The organism is Mycobacterium sp. 141 (assembly GCF_000382405.1).
Classification (GTDB): Bacteria; Actinomycetota; Actinomycetes; order Mycobacteriales; family Mycobacteriaceae; genus Mycobacterium.
Window position 1 is genome coordinate 19,925 of the sequence record NZ_KB908272.1, and the last position, 15,393, is coordinate 35,317.

Sequence of the window (15,393 nt, forward strand, 5' to 3'; positions counted from 1 at the left end):
CGTTCACGTTACGCGGCCGCCGGTCCGCGTCGTCCACGCCCGTGGCAGCGCCGCGGAGTACCTTGCCCGCATGGAGATGTTCACCCCGTCACTCGACTGGGGCAACGAGTGGGGCGCGTCACTAACGTGGATTGCCACGGTATGGGTGTACACGGCGATACCAACCCTGATCGTGCTGGTGTTACTCGGGCGGTTCACGACATGGGGTCGGCAGTGGTGGCGCATCACCGGCGCCTACTTCACGGGCCGGCCCAGCGTCACGGTCTGGGTATGGCTCGCGGTCCTGCTGGTCTCGGTCGTCGGCGGCGTGCGCATCGATGTGCTGATGAGCTACTACGGCAACGATCTGATGTCTTCTGCGCAAACGGCCTTCGAGGGGATCGGCGCAGGCAATCAGGCGGTCAAGGAGTCCGGGATCCACGGCTTCTGGTGGGCCCTCATCCATTTCGCCGTTCTCGCCACCATCCACGTGGTCCGCGTGATGCTGGACCTCTTCCTGATGCAACGCTTCACGCTGAGGTGGCGCGCGTGGCTGACCGACCGACTCACCGGCGACTGGCTCAACGGCAGGGCCTACTACCGCAGTCGGTTCATCGACGACAGCATCGACAACCCGGACCAGCGTATCCAGTCCGACATCGACATCTTCACCAACGGGATCGGCCCGTTGCCCAGCAATCCCAACACCTTCACCCAGAGCACATTGCTGTTCGGCGCCATCGACGCCATCGTGAGTGTGGGCTCGTTCACCGTCATCCTCTGGAACCTGTCCGGTCCGCTGACGATCTTCGGGTTCACGTTGCCCAGGGCGATGTTCTGGATCGGTATCGTCTACGTCCTGCTCGCCAGTGTCGTGGCGTTCTGGGTCGGCCGCCCATTGATCCGCCTGACCTTCAACAACGAGCGATTCAACGCCGCCTTCCGATATGCGCTGGTCCGGCTGCGCGACGCGGCCGAGGCTGTGGCGTTCTACCGCGGCGAGGTGGCCGAACGGCTGCAGCTGCGGCAACGGTTCTCCCCGGTGGTGGCCAACTACAAGCGCTTCATCAACCGGTCGGTCAAGTTCTACGGCTGGAACCTGTCGATTTCGCAGATCATCGTTCCGCTCCCGTGGATCATTCAGGCCCCGCGGATGTTCGCCGGGCAGATCAAGCTCGGCGACATCTCGCAGACGTCGTCGGCGTTCGGCAGCATCCAGGGTGGTCTGTCGTTCTTCCGGAACAACTACGACGGCTTTGCCGGTTGGCGTGCGTCGATCATGCGTCTGCACGGCCTGGTCGTGGCCAACGCGGAAAGCCGGGCGCTGCCCGAGCTCACGGTCGAGGCGGGCGACGACTGCCTGGTCGAACTCGAGGATGTCCACATCAACACGCCTACCGGCGAGACGTTGATCGAGGACCTCGACCTGCGCCTGCACGCGGGCGACACCCTGATCGTCACCGGCAAGTCCGGCGCGGGCAAGACCTCTCTGCTGCGTTCGCTGGCCCAGTTGTGGCCGTATGCCACCGGCACGTTCCGCTGCCCGCAGGGTGTCGAGGAGACGATGTTCCTGTGCCAGCTGCCCTACGTGCCGCTCGGCGATCTGCGCGCCGTCGTGTCCTATCCGAAGAAGCCGGGTGAGATTCCCGACGAGACATTGCACTGGGTCTTCGAACAGGTCGCGCTGCCGCAATGCGTCAAACGCCTGTCCGAGGTGGCCGACTGGGCCAAGGTGCTCTCACCGGGCGAACAGCAGCGCATCGCGTTCGCCCGCGTGCTGCTGACCAAACCCAGGGCGGTCTTCATGGACGAGGCCACCTCGGCACTCGACGAGGGCCTGGAATACATGCTTTATGGATTGGTTCGCAAACACTTGCCGGACACCATCCTGGTCAGTGTCACGCACCGCAGCACGGTCGGCCAGCACCATGAGCAGCACCTCGAGCTGCTCGGCGAAGGGCGTTGGCGGCTCGGCGAAACCGATGAGAACTCCGCTCGCAATCCCGCGTTGGTAGACCAGTAGCAGCCTGTCCGCCGGTACCTTCCCGGCATGGAGATGTTCACCCCGACGCTGGACTGGGGCAACGAGATCCTCGCGTCGGTGCTGTGGGTTGCCAAGGCGTGGGTCGTCGGCGCCGTGGTGACGTTGGCCGTCCTTGCCGTGCTGGCGCGGACCACCACGTGGGGCCGCCAGTTCTGGCGGATCACCGGTGGGTATTTCACCGGGCGCCAGAGCATTACGCCCTGGATGCTGCTGTCGGTGCTGCTGCTGTCGATACTCATCTCAGTGCGGATGGACGTGCTGTTCAGTTACTACGCCAACGACCAGTCCTCGGCTTTGCAGGTCGCCTTCGAGGGCGCCGCCGCGGGTGACGACGCGGTCCGCAACTCCGGTGTCAGCGGGTTCTGGCGCTCGATCATGATCTTCGCGCTGCTGGTCGCGGCCGACATCACCCGCACGTTGCTCGACCTGTATCTGATGCAGTACTTCATCATTCGCTGGCGGGTGTGGCTCACCGACCATCTCACCGGCGACTGGTTCGGTGATCGCGCCTACTACCGCGCCCGTTTCCTGCCGTCGTTCGGCGGCGATCTCGTCGACAACCCGGATCAGCGCATCCAGCAGGACATCGACGTGTTCACCACCGGGACGGGGCCGGAGACCAACACCCCGACCGTCGGAACCGCCCAGACGCTGCTGTTCGGTTCGGTGAACTCCGTCGTCTCGGTGGTCGCGTTCACTCCGATCCTGTGGAATCTCGCCGGGCCGCTGACGATTCTGGGTGTGACGGTACCCAAGGCATTGTTCTGGATCGCGCTGGTGTGGGTCGCGGTCACGACCGTGGTGGCGTTCTGGATCGGCCGGCCCATCATCCGGCTGACTTTCCGCAACGAGCTCACCAATGCCGCATTCCGGTACGCGCTCGTGCGCATCCGTGACGCCGCCGAAGCGGTGAGCTTCTACCGCGGCGAACACACCGAGCGCGGCGCGCTCTCGCTGCGCTTCGCGCGGATCATCGCCAACTACCGCAGGCTGGTCCGCCGCGGCGTGGCTTTCCTCGGTTGGAATCGCTCGATCAGCCAGATCATCTCCCCGCTGCCGCTGATCGTGCAGGCCCCGCGGTTGTTCGCCGGAGAACTCAGGCTGGGCGACGTCATGCAATCGGCGGGGGCTTTCGGCTCGGTGCAGAGTTCGTTGAGCTTCTTTCGGGCCGTCTACGACGCATTCGCCGGCTACCGCGCCGCGATCATCCGGCTCGACGGACTGGTCACCGCGAACGAACAGGCAAGGACGCTACCGAGATTGGCGGGTGCGTCCAGCGTCGACGGCACGCTTGAGATCGACGCTGTCGAGGTGCGCTCACCGGCCGGTCAGCTCCTGCTGGACGACCTCGATCTGCGACTGGCAACCGGCGAGGCCCTGGTGATCACCGGCCCGTCCGGAACCGGCAAGACCACGCTGCTGCGCACCCTCGCGCAGCTGTGGCCGTTCGGCTCGGGAACGGTCCGGTTTCCCGACGATCGCCGGGTGATGTTCGTGTCCCAATTGCCCTATGCCCCACTCGGCGACCTACGCACCGTGGTCAGCTACCCGGCGGCGAGCGGGGCGTACGGCGACGACGCCATCCGGGACGCCTTGGCGACAGTCTCGATGGGGCATTTGGTATCTCGACTGGACGAGGAGTCGGACTGGTCGAAGGTGCTCTCCCCCGGCGAACAACAACGCGTCGCATTCGCCCGCGTGCTGCTGGCCGAGCCGCGGGCGGTGTTCCTCGACGAGTCGACCTCGGCGCTCGATGCCGGCCAGGAATTCGCGATGTACACGGCGTTGCGCAGCCGGTTGCCGGACACGATCGTGGTGAGCGTCAGCCACCGCGACACCGTCGAACAGCATCACGACCGGCGTCTCGAGCTGCTTGGCGACGGCCGTTGGCAGCTCACCGAACTTGGCACTCCTGCCTAGTTTCGGCCGCATCATGTAGCCAACACGTCGACCAGCAGACGGATCTGAACCTCGAACACCAGCCTTGGGTTCGTGAGGGTGTCGGCACCGTACTGACCGAACACCTCAAGGCTCACCGCACCGACCAGCGCCGCCCACAGCAGGAAGCACTTCGCCAGCGCACCATCGCCGCCGGGAAAGTCGAACTCCGCGCGCAAGCGGTCGAAATCGCTCGAAAGTGGTTGCGCTACAGCGTATCCCGATTCCCCGACGGCTCCAGCGGCAACTCCTTCGGCCACCGCCGAGAACAGGGCAGCCGCCACCCGGGTCCCCGGCCCGACCGTACGCTCGGCCGGTGCATGGTATCCGGGCACCGGGCTCCCGTACAGCAGCGCCCAGCGTGCGGGCTGATCGATCGCCCACCGACGGACCGCATATGCCATTTCCGACAGCCTCGTCCGCCAGTCTGATTCGACAGAAAGCCCGGCCGCGGCCTGATCGACTGCGTCGGCGAGTTCGGAATAAGCGTCGACCACCAGCAGCGTGAGCAAGTCATCGCGGTCGGCAACGTAGCGGTAGATCGCCGAAGACACCATGCCGAGCTCGCGCGCGACGGCCCGCAAGGACAGTCCGGCCGCACCTTCGGTGACCAGGTGCCTCCTGCCGATCTCGACAATAGCCGCCTCAATGCGCCGCCGGCTCTCCTGCCGTTTGCCCACGGCAGTAGTCTGCCACAACCGAGATCGGCGCTCTTGAATTATCGCCCCGATCATGCCACGCTGCTATTCGAGAGCACTGCTCTGTTTTATGACTTGTAGGAGGCCGACGATGACCGAGCGATACGACGCACCGGGCCTGCTGGCCCGTACCGGCAACAACCTGATCCTCCGGCTCGCCAAGGCCGGTGTCAGCATCGCCGGCACCACCGTCCTGCGCGTGCGAGGCCGGCGCACAGGGCAGACCCGCACGGTGGTGGTGAACCTGATGTCGGTGGACGACAGGGATTTCCTGGTGTCACCTCGCGGTGAAACTCAGTGGGCCCGCAATGCCCGGGCGGCGGGCGAGGTCGAGATCGGTGCTCGCCGGCGCAGTTCGACGCGCCGGCTCACCGAGGTTCCCGACGAGGCCAAGCCCGCACTGCTGCGCAACTATCTCGCGCGGTGGTACTGGGAGGTCAAAGGCCACATGGCCGGGTTGACACCGCAGTCATCGGATGTCGAACTGTGGGCCGCAGCCCCGGCCATCCCGATCTTCGAACTGCTCGACTAACGCTGTAGCCCAGGCGGCTCAGTGACCATCGACCTGACCGGAGGCCTGCACCACGCCGCGAGCCTGGCCACTGGCGTTCTGCCATGACACCGCGGCCGGGAACTGCCCCCAGGTGCTGTTGAACACCCCGACGATGGCGGCCCGCCCATCCGGTGTGACGACGTACACCGGGCCGCCCGAATCGCCCTTCTGGCTGACGATGCCGTGCGCCATGGTGAACCAGCCATTGTTGACCGCCTCGATGCTGCCACAGCTCTCACCGGTGACCACGCCGAAATGGCATACCGCCAGCCCCGGCGTCGGGACAATTCCGCCGTCCTCCACCAGTATTCGTCCGCCCGGCAGGATGTCGTTCGGCGCGACGTCACCGTCGAGCTGGATGGTCTCCCAATCCGAGATCTCGTGGTTGGTATCGATCGTGGCGCCGTCGGGCGTGTTGTCCTCGAACAGGATCTGCCGGCCGATCGGGTTGCCGTCCCGGTCCGTCACCGCCCCGCCGCCCCGGCAGTGCCCCGCCGTAAACGCCACGCGGGCATCGGGATCCACGAAGCCCACCGTGCACACCGTGTCGCCCTGCCGAATCTCCATGCCCGGATACACCAGCACCCCCGGGGTGGCACCCGCCACCGGCTGCTGGCCCGTCAGCAGCCCCAACACCGCGGCCGCCGAAACCACCCCTACCCTAAGCCACGGCTGGCGCACGGTCGGCCTCCGATCGTCATGTGCTCGTAAGGGTTTTCAGGGTACCGGTACGCAGGGTTTCAGCGCTCCACTGTCGCCAGGACGGTGTCGTCGGCGTCGACGATGTTGAGCTTTCGCAGCTTCGGCATCGGAATCGACGTCGCCCCTTGCACAATCCCTGCCCCGGTCGGCATTGCCGCCCAGGTGGCGGCCGGTTGCATCTGCCCGCTGTCATCCATGGTGCGCAGCGTGAACACACCGGCGGCCGGCAACTGCTTGAGGTCGAGCACGATGGCGGTCCCCCACGGCTTGGGCGTCAGGGTCACCGACCCGGAAGCTCCTGCGGCGATGACTGAGTGCATCGCAAACGTGCCGGTACCCGCAGGGGTGGTGGTACCGCGCGGGATGACCAACACCAATGCGAGGGCCGCCAGCACCGCGGCGCACGCGGCCACCGCCACCCGGCGGCGGCGACGGCGACGGCGGGTCGCCGCCGCACGTCGTGCGGCGAGCATGTCGAGCAGCGCCCGGCCATCGTCGGGTTCGGTATCCAGATCCGCCGGGTCGATCTTGCTCAGCAGCGCAGGCAGCGGAGCGAAACCCGCAGCTTCGGCGCGGCACTGTGCGCATTCCTTGAGGTGGACCTCGAACCGCCCACGTTCTTCGGCGTCGAGGCCACCGAGGATGTAGGCGCCCAGCAGAACATGAGGTTCGTCGATCACAGCAGCCCCATCTCATCGAACGCCGCTCGCAGTACACGCACTGCGTAGTAACTGCGTGACTTCACGGTACCCACAGCGACATTGAGCCTTTCCGCCGCTTCGACAAGAGTCAGATCATCGAAGTACAGCGCCTTGATCACCGCGCGGTGTTCGGGCGACAACCGTTGCAAGGATTCACCGATGACGATCCGCTCCAAGGACTTGTTGACGGCATCGGCGCTGGGCAACGCGATATCGGTGTCGACAAGCACCTCGCCCCGCCGGGACCTGCGCCGCCATTGATCGACGATGACGTTGCGGGCAACCGTGAACAGGAACGATCTCGGGTTGCCGTCGTCGGCGTCGATCTGGTCGATGTTCTTCCAGGCCCGCGCGAACGTCTCTTGCACGATGTCCTCACGGTGCTGTACATCGACGACATGGCCGGCGACGAAGCGCCGAACCGCCTCGCCGTGCATCGTGTACAGCATGGTCAGGAGCCGATCGTGGTTCGGCACGGGTTCACTCCGACCCAAAACTCATTCTCCGCAGCATGCCATCGCGCAGGGCCAGCGTGTGCAAAAGCACCGCCGACACGTGCGCCGCGATCATCACGACCAGGGCATACGCCAGCACTGAGTGGCCGTTGCGAAGCAGGCCGAACAGTTCGGCGTCCGCGGGGACGATCGGTGGCAGCCGAAGCACCCCACCCACCACCACGGGAACCCCGCTCGCCGACACCATCGCCCAGCCCAGCAACGGCTGCGCCAACAGCAGCAGGTACATGCCGAGTTCGGAACCGATGACCGCTACCCGCTCGACCCGCCCGACCGTCGCAGGGAGAGCAGGCCCGCGATCGTTGAGCCGGTTGATCACGCGGAACACGAACACCACGAACACCAGTGCACCCAGCACCTTGTGCACGCCCAGCAGCTCCGGGTAGCCCGCAAGTGAGTTGGCCAGAACGAATCCGAGGATCAGCGTGCTGAACACCAGCACTGCGGCCAACCAGTGCAGCACGCGGGTGCGCGGCGCGTAGCGGGAGCGAGTAGCCACTGTCATTGCGCCACCTCCTCGACCTCGACCTGCGGGGCGGCTCCGGTGACACCGGCGCGGCGGCGAAACGACGCCGCGTACACCGCCGAGCGTGCCGGCAGCAGCGGGTCCTCCGAGGGCTCGATCCCGCCCGGCAGCACCATGGGATCGAAATTGACGTCGCGGGCGTTGCCTGCCGACTCCGTCGCGATCGCGTCGAGCACCACCGTCCCGGAGTCGATTGTGCGCCGCTCGGCCGGCCATGCAATGGTGGCGTCACGCACATCGTCCGCGGGCGCACCGATCGTCAGCAGCAGACGCCAGCGCAGCGGTTCGGCCCGAATGTCACGAATGACGTTGTCGAACAACCAGTTCGGACCGCTCGGTGCGGAAGGGGGTGGTTTGACCTGTTGCAGCGGCCGCAGCGACCATCGCACGGGTGTGCGGTCGCCGTCCGCGTTGACGAAGTAGAAGGCGTGGAGCCCCCGGAAAGTACTGTCGGCGAAACCGGAGGTGGGCGGCTGCTGTTTGATCACCGACATCGCAGTCGCGGTTTCGGGATGGTCGGCCAGAAAGCGCGCCATGACCGTGGGATCGGGTGTGCCGGTACCGGGCACCGGTTTGGCGGCGAGCAACCGGTCGTGGAAACCCTGCACCGAATTGTCTTGGAATACCGGAATATTCAGCATGGCGGTGCGCCACTGCAGACCTTCGGGGTACCCGATCGCCAGGCCGAGGCCGCGCGGGGCGGCCACGGTGTCGGAAACCGTGGGGTTGCCCCCGGGCACGGAGAACCGGCCGACCAGCGCAGTGCGGCCCGCCCGGAAGACTGCGGCCTTGGTCACTTCGGCGCCCGCGCCGTTGCTGTCGAAGTATCCGCTGACCGCAACCCCCTTGGCATGGTTGAGGCGATAGCCGGGATGGATCCCGGCGACCCGGTGAAAGGCGTCGACGAACGCCTGCGGGGTCAGTCGCCGTTCCGATCCGAACGGGCCACGAGCGTAGAGCACCGCGCCCAGGTCGGCGGACAGAAATCCGCCGGCCGCCGCGATCCCCACCATGACGCTGCGCCGGGTTACCGACGCGCCGCGCCACGACGAAGGAACGATCGATCTCCGATCCACAGAACACCTACCTCTGCAATATGGGGTATGTACTCATGGGATTACGCTCGCCGGGCGCCAGAGGTTCACAACCGACCGGCCGCCGTCTTGATCGAAAATCGACAACGGCCCGGACGCTGCCGTCCGGGCCGTTGGGGTGTGCGTGGTGAGGTTAGGGAATCGTCAGGACCTGGCCCGGCTGGATCAGGTCGGGGTTGGAGACGCCGCTGGCGTCCGCGATCTCCTGATAGCGGTTGCCGTCGCCGTAGAAGCGCTCGGCGATCGCCCACAGCGTGTCACCCGACTCCACCGTGTAGGTGCGCCGCTCGGGGGCCGGTGGCGGTGCGGCGGGTTCGGGTTCCGGTGCGGGTGCCGGCACTTCAGCCGCGGCCGGCTCGACTACCGGCTCGGGCGCGGCGGCCTCGGGGGCCGGCGGTGGCGGCTCGGTGGTTTCCGTCTTCGACGACCAGGCCGGCCCGTCACCGGCGTAGAGCACCAGGTTGCGGTCGTCCTGAAGGACGAGCTTCACGTTCTTCTTGCCCTTGGTGTCGGTGTGCCACACGGGCTTCGCCGACGTGTAGAGGACGAAGTTACCGTCGGACTGCACCTCGGCGCGAACGACATCCTGTCCGTTGGTCTCCGTCGACCAAACCGCCTGGTCGCGCGCGTACAGCACCAGGTTGCCGTCATCCTGCAACGTCAGAGTGTAGGCACCGTTGTTGGAAGTGAGCGATCCGCCCTTCTCGAGCTTCTGCCCTTCGGTCAGTGTGTCTCCCACTCAGATCCCCTATTCTCTCTACCCGGCCGGCCGGATCGAGTCCGGCTGCGGGTCAGCTTACTGATCTTGGATTTATTTGTGGGGCCTTATGCTCGCCGCAATTCGAAACGGCAGGCTAACTCCCGGTGACGTCGCGACATCGCGCTTCAGCGGAAGTTGAGCACCTCGTCGCCCCAGGCCGTGCGTAGCTCCCGGTCCAGATCGGTCACGGTCCTGTCCTGCTTGTCGATCAACAGCACGGCATGGTCGTCGCGGCGGTACCGGCGCCACACCGGCTCACCGGGCGCACTGTCTGGTGTCCCGGTGGCCGCGAAGTTGGTCCAGCGGCGGCGCATGCGCTCCGACACCGCCCGACCGTGCTTGAGCCCACCCAGCTTGAATGTCGGGTCCTTGGGGCCGGCAACCAGATTGCCCCACACGAAGGGCAGCTCGGTGGCGTGTGCGGCACCGAGTCCCAGTAGCCGCAACATCGGGGTGGCGAAGTCGAATCGGTAGAAATAGACGGGTGCCACGGCACTGTGCCCGTCGGCGAACCATAGTGACGGCATCCGAAATCCGATGTCGCGGGCCACGCCCATGCCGCGGGCCTTGGTACGCAGGCCAGAATATGCAGCAGCGATCTGGGCCTCCGTCGGCAGCGACAATCCGGGCTGCTCGGCGGCGATACCGTCGAACATCGCCCGGATCGCTTCCGGGGTGATCGGCATCAGCGGCGACTTCATCCAGCGGAACAACGCGGCCTCGTGCTTGTTGGTCCCGATGATCAACGGCACCGGATGGGTGCGGCCCTCGCGCGCCCGGTTTACCGGATAGTCCGGCACCACGTCGCCGTCGACGATAGGAGCGAATGCCAACGTTCCCGGCACCTGCTCCGGCACCGAGTTGAACACCCGCCGGGATACCGAGAGCACGGCTGAAACCGGCACCTGCGCCATCAGTCCGGCATCGTCGGGGGCGATGCCCAGTCCGTCGAGGACCTCACGTGCCACCCGGCGGGACCGTTCGGCGTCATAGATCGAAGTGACCGGGGAACTCTGGGCGATCGCCGCGTTGAACAGACCCGCGGCAGCCGGGCTGGCCAGCAGCGTGGTGACGATGCCACCGCCTGCGGATTCACCGAACAGGGTGACCCGGTCCGGGTCGCCACCGAATGCGGCGATGTTGTCGCGCACCCAGCGTAGGGCGCACAGCACATCGCGCAGACCCAGATTGGTGTCGAAACGTATACCGGCTGTGCTCAATTCGGTCAGGTCGAGGAACCCGAAGGCACCCAGCCGGTAGTTGACGGTGACAACGACCACATCGCCCTCGGCAGCCAGCATCTGGCCCCGGTACAGCGGTTGACTGGCCGAGCCCAGCACGTACGCCCCGCCATGGGCCCACACCATCACCGGTTTACCGTCACCCGGCTCGGCACCCGCAGGCGCCCAGACGTTGAGCACCAGGCTGTCCTCGGCCTGGGGCCCACCGAGATCGATCGGAATCCGCGGATCGACGGGTTGCGGGCAGACCGGGCCCACCGTGGTGGCATCGGCGATTTCCCGCCATGGCCGGGGCGGTTCGGGTGCGCGCCAACGCAACTCGCCCACCGGGGCGGCGGCGTATCGAATTCCCTGCCACGCCTTGACCGTTCGGTCATCGGTTCCGCGTACCGGCCCGTAAGTAGTGTCGACCACCGGGCCGTCGGCGGCAACGGTAGGTTCGGACATGACCGGCTCCTCGATGGTGCGACGACTGCCAACTCCCCCACGTTACGCAGCCGCGCCGGCCGCCCCGACTGGGTCTCGTCGTCCAGGACACCGACCTTTCGCTAGGTTGGTGCGGTGCGGACGTGGGCGTTGCTGGTCGCGGCGATCGCCGCCGAAGTCGCGGCCACCCTGTCACTACGAGCCTCCCAAGACCATGCGGCCTGGATATTCGTGGTGGTCGTCGGCTACCTCGGTGCGTTCGCGCTACTGACCATGGTGCTGCGGGCGGGCATGGCGATCGGCGTGGCCTACGGCGTCTGGGGTGCGCTGGGCACCGCCACCACTGCGGTCCTCGCCGCGGCCTTGTTCGGTGATCCGTTCACCTGGCCGATCGCGGCGGGCATCGGCCTGATCATCGCCGGGGTGCTGCTCGTGGAGCTGGGATCACCGGCAGAGGACGCGCAGCGATGATGTGGGTGGTGCTGAGCGGCGCGATTCTGTGCGAGGTGTTGGCAACCCTGGCGCTGCGGGCATCGGATGGTTTTCGCCGCAAGGCCTGGATCTTGCCGGTGTCGCTCGGGTACGTGGTGTCCTTCACCCTGTTGTGGTTAGCGTTGTCGTTGGGCATCCCCGTCGGCATCGCCTACGGCATCTGGACCGCATGTGGCGTGGCCCTGGTCGCCGTCGCTGCCAGGTTCTTGTTCCACGAGGCCCTCACGCCCGTCATGATGATCGGCATCGCGCTCATCGTGTCGGGTGTGTTCACGATCGAGCTGGCCGGTGCGGCACACTGAGTACGTCGTGACTGCTGCCCAACGCCCCTGCCAGCGCCATCACCAGCACGCCGGCCACCGGCACGATGAGCAGGCCGGCGCGTAGTCCGGCGGCATCGGCGACGACTCCGACCAGCAACGGCGCACCGAAGAACCCCACCCGCATCAGCCATGTCACCGCCGTCAGTCCAGTGCCCGGCCGCAATCCGGGCAACTGGTCGGCACCGTGCATGGCGGCGGGGATCAGGGTGGCCACCCCCAGCCCGGCAGCCGCGAAACCTGCAATCGTCGCGGGCACGCTGGGGAACGCGAGCGCAGCGCCCATTCCCGCAGTCGTGACGAGGCCGCCGGCGCGCGCCACGGAGCGCTCGCCGAACCGGTCGACCAACCGGTCCCCGAACAGACGGCCCACGAACATGAATCCGACCACCGCGATGTAACCGAACGGGGCGACAGCCGAGGGCGCCTGCAGGGTGTCCCGCAGGTAGAGCGTGGCCCAGGAGCTTCCGGAATCCTCCACGGTCGCCCCTGCGATGGCGATCACGACCAGCGCCAGCAGGGCCAGGTAGACGCCGGTGCCCGGCCGCGTTACCGGCCGGGCCGGCGCGGCGGGGTGATCCTCATGATCAGGCCCTGAAAGCAGGAAGCGGTCAGCGACCAGGACCACTGCGCAGACCACCACCGCGACCACCGTGAGGTGGACGCCGCGCGGCACACCGAGGGCGATCACCGCGGCGCCGGTCAGTCCCCCGAGTATCGCGCCGACCGCCCACACCGCATGGAACGAGTTGATGATGGACCGGCCATAGCCGCGCTGCACCCGCAGGCCGTGGGCGTTCTGGGCCACATCGGTGATCGCGTCGCAGGCTCCGGCCAGGAACAGCGCCCCGGTGAGCACGGCGGCGCTGTCGGTGATCGCGGCGACGACGACGAGACCGGCCAGCCCGATCGTGGCGACCACGGCGACCCGGGCCGACCGGTAGCGCCGGATCAGCGCGCCCGCGGCCAGGCCGGCGACCAGCGCACCTGCCGAGAACGCCGCGACGGTGGCGCCGTAGGCGGCGTTGCTCAATTGCAGGTCGGCCTTGATCTGCGGATAGTGAGGAACCAGATTGGCGAAGATCGCCCCGTTGGTCAAGAACAGCGACGCGACGGCGACGCGCGCCCGTAGCAGTGGGGCCGAATCGACCTGTCCCGAAACCACTGCGGCGACGATACCGCCCGTCAGCCGACGGTAGACACCAACTGATGGCCGATGCTGTGGGCAACCGAGATGGCACCATGCACCAAGATGGCACCATGACTGGATTGCCGCAGACCCTCGTGGAGCTCGCCCGGCGCTACGGCGTCGCCACCGAGTACAACGACTGGATCGGACACTGGACCACGGTGTCCGAATCGACGCTGGTGGCGGTGCTGGAGGCGTTGGGGGTGGCGGCCGGGACCGAACAGGACCGTGCCGCCGCGTTGAGCGCTCACGAGCGCGGCTATTGGCAGCGTCCGCTGCCGCCGATCGTCATCGGCCGAGCAGGATGGTCTACGGCATTCTGGGTCCATGTGACCCATGGCGACCCTGTCGACGTGACGCTGCGACTGGAGGACGGCAGCACGCGAACCGGGCTACGCCAACTGGAGAACAATCGCCCCCCGTTCGATCTCGGTGACCGGCTGGTCGGCGAGGCAACCTTCGAACTACCGGCCGATCTTCCGCTTGGTTATCACCGACTGCACCTCACGCTCGGGGACTTCCACACCGAAACACCCGTGGTGATCTCCCCTGCCGCACTGACCCTGCCACCCCGGCTCGGTGACCGGCGCGGCTGGGGGGTCTCGGTGCAGCTGTACAGCGTCTCGTCGCAGAACTCCTGGGGCGCCGGCGATCTCACCGATCTGACCGACCTTGCTGTGTGGTCAGCCGCTGCCCATGACGCCGATTTCATCCTGGTCAACCCGTTGCACGCAGCCGCACCGACTCCGCCGATGGAGCCGTCGCCGTACCTGCCCACATCACGCCGCTTCGTCAACCCGTTGTACCTACGGGTCGAAGCCATCCCCGAGTACGCCGCCGCGCGCCACCGCGGCCGCATCCGCAAACTGCAGGCAAACGTCGCCGAGCGGGCCCGCCGCCGCGAGCTGATCGATCGCAACAGCGCGTGGGAGGCCAAATCGGCCGCGCTGAAACAGGTGTATCGCGTACCCCGGTCGGCCGGCCGCGAGCTGGCCTACACCGCGTACCGGGCCAGGGAAGGGCGCGCGCTCGACGATTTCGCAATCTGGTGCGCGCTGACCGAAAAACACGGGCGCGACTGGCACAACTGGCCCATCGAGTTGCAGCACCCGCGTAACCCCGAGGTCGCAGCGTTCGCGACCGCCAATCCCGCAATCGTCGATTTCCACCGCTGGCTGCAATGGCAGCTCGACTGCCAGCTGACCGCCGCCCAGGCCACCGCGATGCAGGCCGGGATGGCGCTGGGAATCATGGGTGATCTGGCGGTGGGCGTCGACCCCGACGGTGCCGACGCCTGGGCCCTGCAGGACGTGCTGGCGCTGGGCGTCACGGCGGGCGCACCGCCCGACGAGTTCAACCAGCTCGGTCAGGACTGGTCGCAGCCGCCCTGGCGGCCGGACCGGCTCGCCGAGGATGCCTACGAACCGTTCCGCGCGCTGGTCTCCATGGCGTTACGGCACGCGGGTGGCCTGCGCATCGACCACATCATCGGCATGTTCCGGCTGTGGTGGATCCCCAAGGGAGCAGCCCCCACGGAGGGCACCTATGTGCGCTATGACCACGACGCGATGATCGGCATCATCGCGCTGGAGGCGCACCGTGCCGGGGCTGTCATCGTCGGCGAGGACCTCGGCACCGTAGAGCCGTGGGTGCGCCATTATCTGCGCGACCGCGGCCTGTTCGGCACCTCCATCCTGTGGTTCGAGGGCGACGACAGCGGCGCGCCGCTGTCCGCCGAACGCTGGCGCGAGTACTGCCTGTCCTCGGTCACGACGCATGACCTGCCGCCGACCGCCGGGTATCTGGCCGGCGAACACGTGCGGCTACGGCAGGAACTCGGCCTGCTCACGCGGCCTATCGAGGTCGAGCTGGCCGAGGACCGGGCCGCGCAGGATGCGTGGTTCGCCGAACTGCGCCGGATCGGTCTACTTGACGTCGAGGCCGGTCCCGAAGAGATCGTGACAGCGCTGTACCGCTATCTGGGGCTGACCCCGTCCAAATTGTTGACGTTGTCGCTGGCCGACGCGGTAGGCGAATTCCGCACGCAAAATCAGCCAGGCACCACTGACGAATACCCCAACTGGCGCGTCCCGCTCGGTGGCCCCGACGGCCGTCGCCTATTCGTGGAAGACGTGTTCGGCAATACCCGGGCGGCGGCGCTCAGCGACCTGATGGCGGCGCTGGTGCAGTCGCGTTTGTAACACCAGGCGGCGCT

At 67.0% G+C, this 15,393-nt stretch carries 15 protein-coding genes; 6 read left to right on the forward strand and 9 right to left on the reverse strand.

All coding sequences use genetic code 11. The features are described 5' to 3' along the window. Nucleotides 1-70: 70 nt before the first annotated feature. Together H276_RS0118845 and H276_RS0118850 are read left to right on the forward strand one after the other, a co-directional pair. Complete coding sequence (locus H276_RS0118845; RefSeq protein ID WP_019972839.1) at nucleotides 71-2,002, forward strand: ABC transporter ATP-binding protein/permease; 1,932 nt, start codon at nucleotides 71-73, stop codon at nucleotides 2,000-2,002. 27 nt (nucleotides 2,003-2,029) lie between these two features. After that, nucleotides 2,030-3,943 carry an ABC transporter ATP-binding protein/permease gene (locus H276_RS0118850; RefSeq protein ID WP_019972840.1) on the forward strand — a complete coding sequence of 638 codons (1,914 nt, stop codon included), beginning with the start codon at nucleotides 2,030-2,032 and terminating at the stop codon, nucleotides 3,941-3,943. Between the two features lie 11 nt (nucleotides 3,944-3,954). Here the strand turns inward: H276_RS0118850 and H276_RS0118855 are convergent, their stop codons facing one another. Continuing rightward, nucleotides 3,955-4,641, reverse strand: a complete 687-nt coding sequence (locus H276_RS0118855) for a TetR/AcrR family transcriptional regulator (RefSeq protein WP_019972841.1) — start codon at nucleotides 4,639-4,641, stop codon at nucleotides 3,955-3,957. 109 nt (nucleotides 4,642-4,750) lie between these two features. On the opposite strand from H276_RS0118855, the gene H276_RS0118860 reads away from it, so the two are divergent. Then, on the forward strand, nucleotides 4,751-5,191 hold the full coding sequence (locus tag H276_RS0118860; protein ID WP_019972842.1) for a nitroreductase/quinone reductase family protein: 441 nt from the start codon (nucleotides 4,751-4,753) through the stop codon (nucleotides 5,189-5,191). Nucleotides 5,192-5,209: 18 nt separating this feature from the next. Here H276_RS0118860 and H276_RS0118865 read toward each other — a convergent pair whose 3' ends face one another. The 7 genes from H276_RS0118865 to H276_RS0118895 all read right to left on the reverse strand — a co-directional run bounded on the left by H276_RS0118865 (nucleotide 5,210) and on the right by H276_RS0118895 (nucleotide 11,198). Further along, nucleotides 5,210-5,866 carry a hypothetical protein gene (locus tag H276_RS0118865; protein ID WP_019972843.1) on the reverse strand — a complete coding sequence of 219 codons (657 nt, stop codon included), beginning with the start codon at nucleotides 5,864-5,866 and terminating at the stop codon, nucleotides 5,210-5,212. Between the two features lie 86 nt (nucleotides 5,867-5,952). Next, nucleotides 5,953-6,594, reverse strand: coding sequence for a zf-HC2 domain-containing protein (locus tag H276_RS23685; RefSeq protein ID WP_019972844.1), 642 nt, complete (start codon nucleotides 6,592-6,594; stop codon nucleotides 5,953-5,955). After that, complete coding sequence (locus tag H276_RS0118875; protein ID WP_019972845.1) at nucleotides 6,591-7,091, reverse strand: sigma-70 family RNA polymerase sigma factor; 501 nt, start codon at nucleotides 7,089-7,091, stop codon at nucleotides 6,591-6,593. Before H276_RS0118875 ends, H276_RS23685 begins: the two co-directional genes overlap by 4 nt. Before the next feature lie 4 nt (nucleotides 7,092-7,095). Further along, nucleotides 7,096-7,635 (reverse strand): cytochrome b, encoded by a 540-nt coding sequence (locus tag H276_RS0118880; RefSeq protein ID WP_036461353.1) that lies wholly within the window; start codon nucleotides 7,633-7,635, stop codon nucleotides 7,096-7,098. Next, nucleotides 7,632-8,732, reverse strand: coding sequence for a catalase family peroxidase (locus H276_RS0118885; protein WP_026357179.1), 1,101 nt, complete (start codon nucleotides 8,730-8,732; stop codon nucleotides 7,632-7,634). Before H276_RS0118885 ends, H276_RS0118880 begins: the two co-directional genes overlap by 4 nt. A 151-nt stretch (nucleotides 8,733-8,883) precedes the next feature. Further along, nucleotides 8,884-9,489: a LysM peptidoglycan-binding domain-containing protein gene (locus H276_RS0118890; protein ID WP_019972848.1), complete on the reverse strand. Its 606-nt coding sequence runs from the start codon at nucleotides 9,487-9,489 to the stop codon at nucleotides 8,884-8,886. Nucleotides 9,490-9,635: 146 nt separating this feature from the next. Beyond that, nucleotides 9,636-11,198, reverse strand: a complete 1,563-nt coding sequence (locus H276_RS0118895; protein WP_019972849.1) for a carboxylesterase/lipase family protein — start codon at nucleotides 11,196-11,198, stop codon at nucleotides 9,636-9,638. Between the two features lie 114 nt (nucleotides 11,199-11,312). Here H276_RS0118895 and H276_RS0118900 point away from each other — a divergent pair, with 114 nt between their 5' ends. Together H276_RS0118900 and H276_RS0118905 are read left to right on the forward strand one after the other, a co-directional pair. Beyond that, entirely contained in the window at nucleotides 11,313-11,648 is a 336-nt protein-coding gene (locus tag H276_RS0118900; protein WP_019972850.1) for a multidrug efflux SMR transporter, read from the forward strand. Next, nucleotides 11,648-11,971, forward strand: coding sequence for a multidrug efflux SMR transporter (locus H276_RS0118905; RefSeq protein WP_019972851.1), 324 nt, complete (start codon nucleotides 11,648-11,650; stop codon nucleotides 11,969-11,971). Before H276_RS0118900 ends, H276_RS0118905 begins: the two co-directional genes overlap by 1 nt. Here the strand turns inward: H276_RS0118905 and H276_RS23285 are convergent. After that, nucleotides 11,940-13,154, reverse strand: coding sequence for an MFS transporter (locus H276_RS23285; protein ID WP_019972852.1), 1,215 nt, complete (start codon nucleotides 13,152-13,154; stop codon nucleotides 11,940-11,942). The two genes, H276_RS0118905 and H276_RS23285, sit on opposite strands and share 32 nt — an antisense overlap. Before the next feature lie 95 nt (nucleotides 13,155-13,249). Between H276_RS23285 and malQ the strand changes: the two genes are divergently transcribed. Further along, nucleotides 13,250-15,379: a 4-alpha-glucanotransferase gene (gene malQ / locus H276_RS0118915; protein WP_026357180.1), complete on the forward strand. Its 2,130-nt coding sequence runs from the start codon at nucleotides 13,250-13,252 to the stop codon at nucleotides 15,377-15,379. The last annotated feature ends 14 nt before the right edge of the window (nucleotides 15,380-15,393 follow it).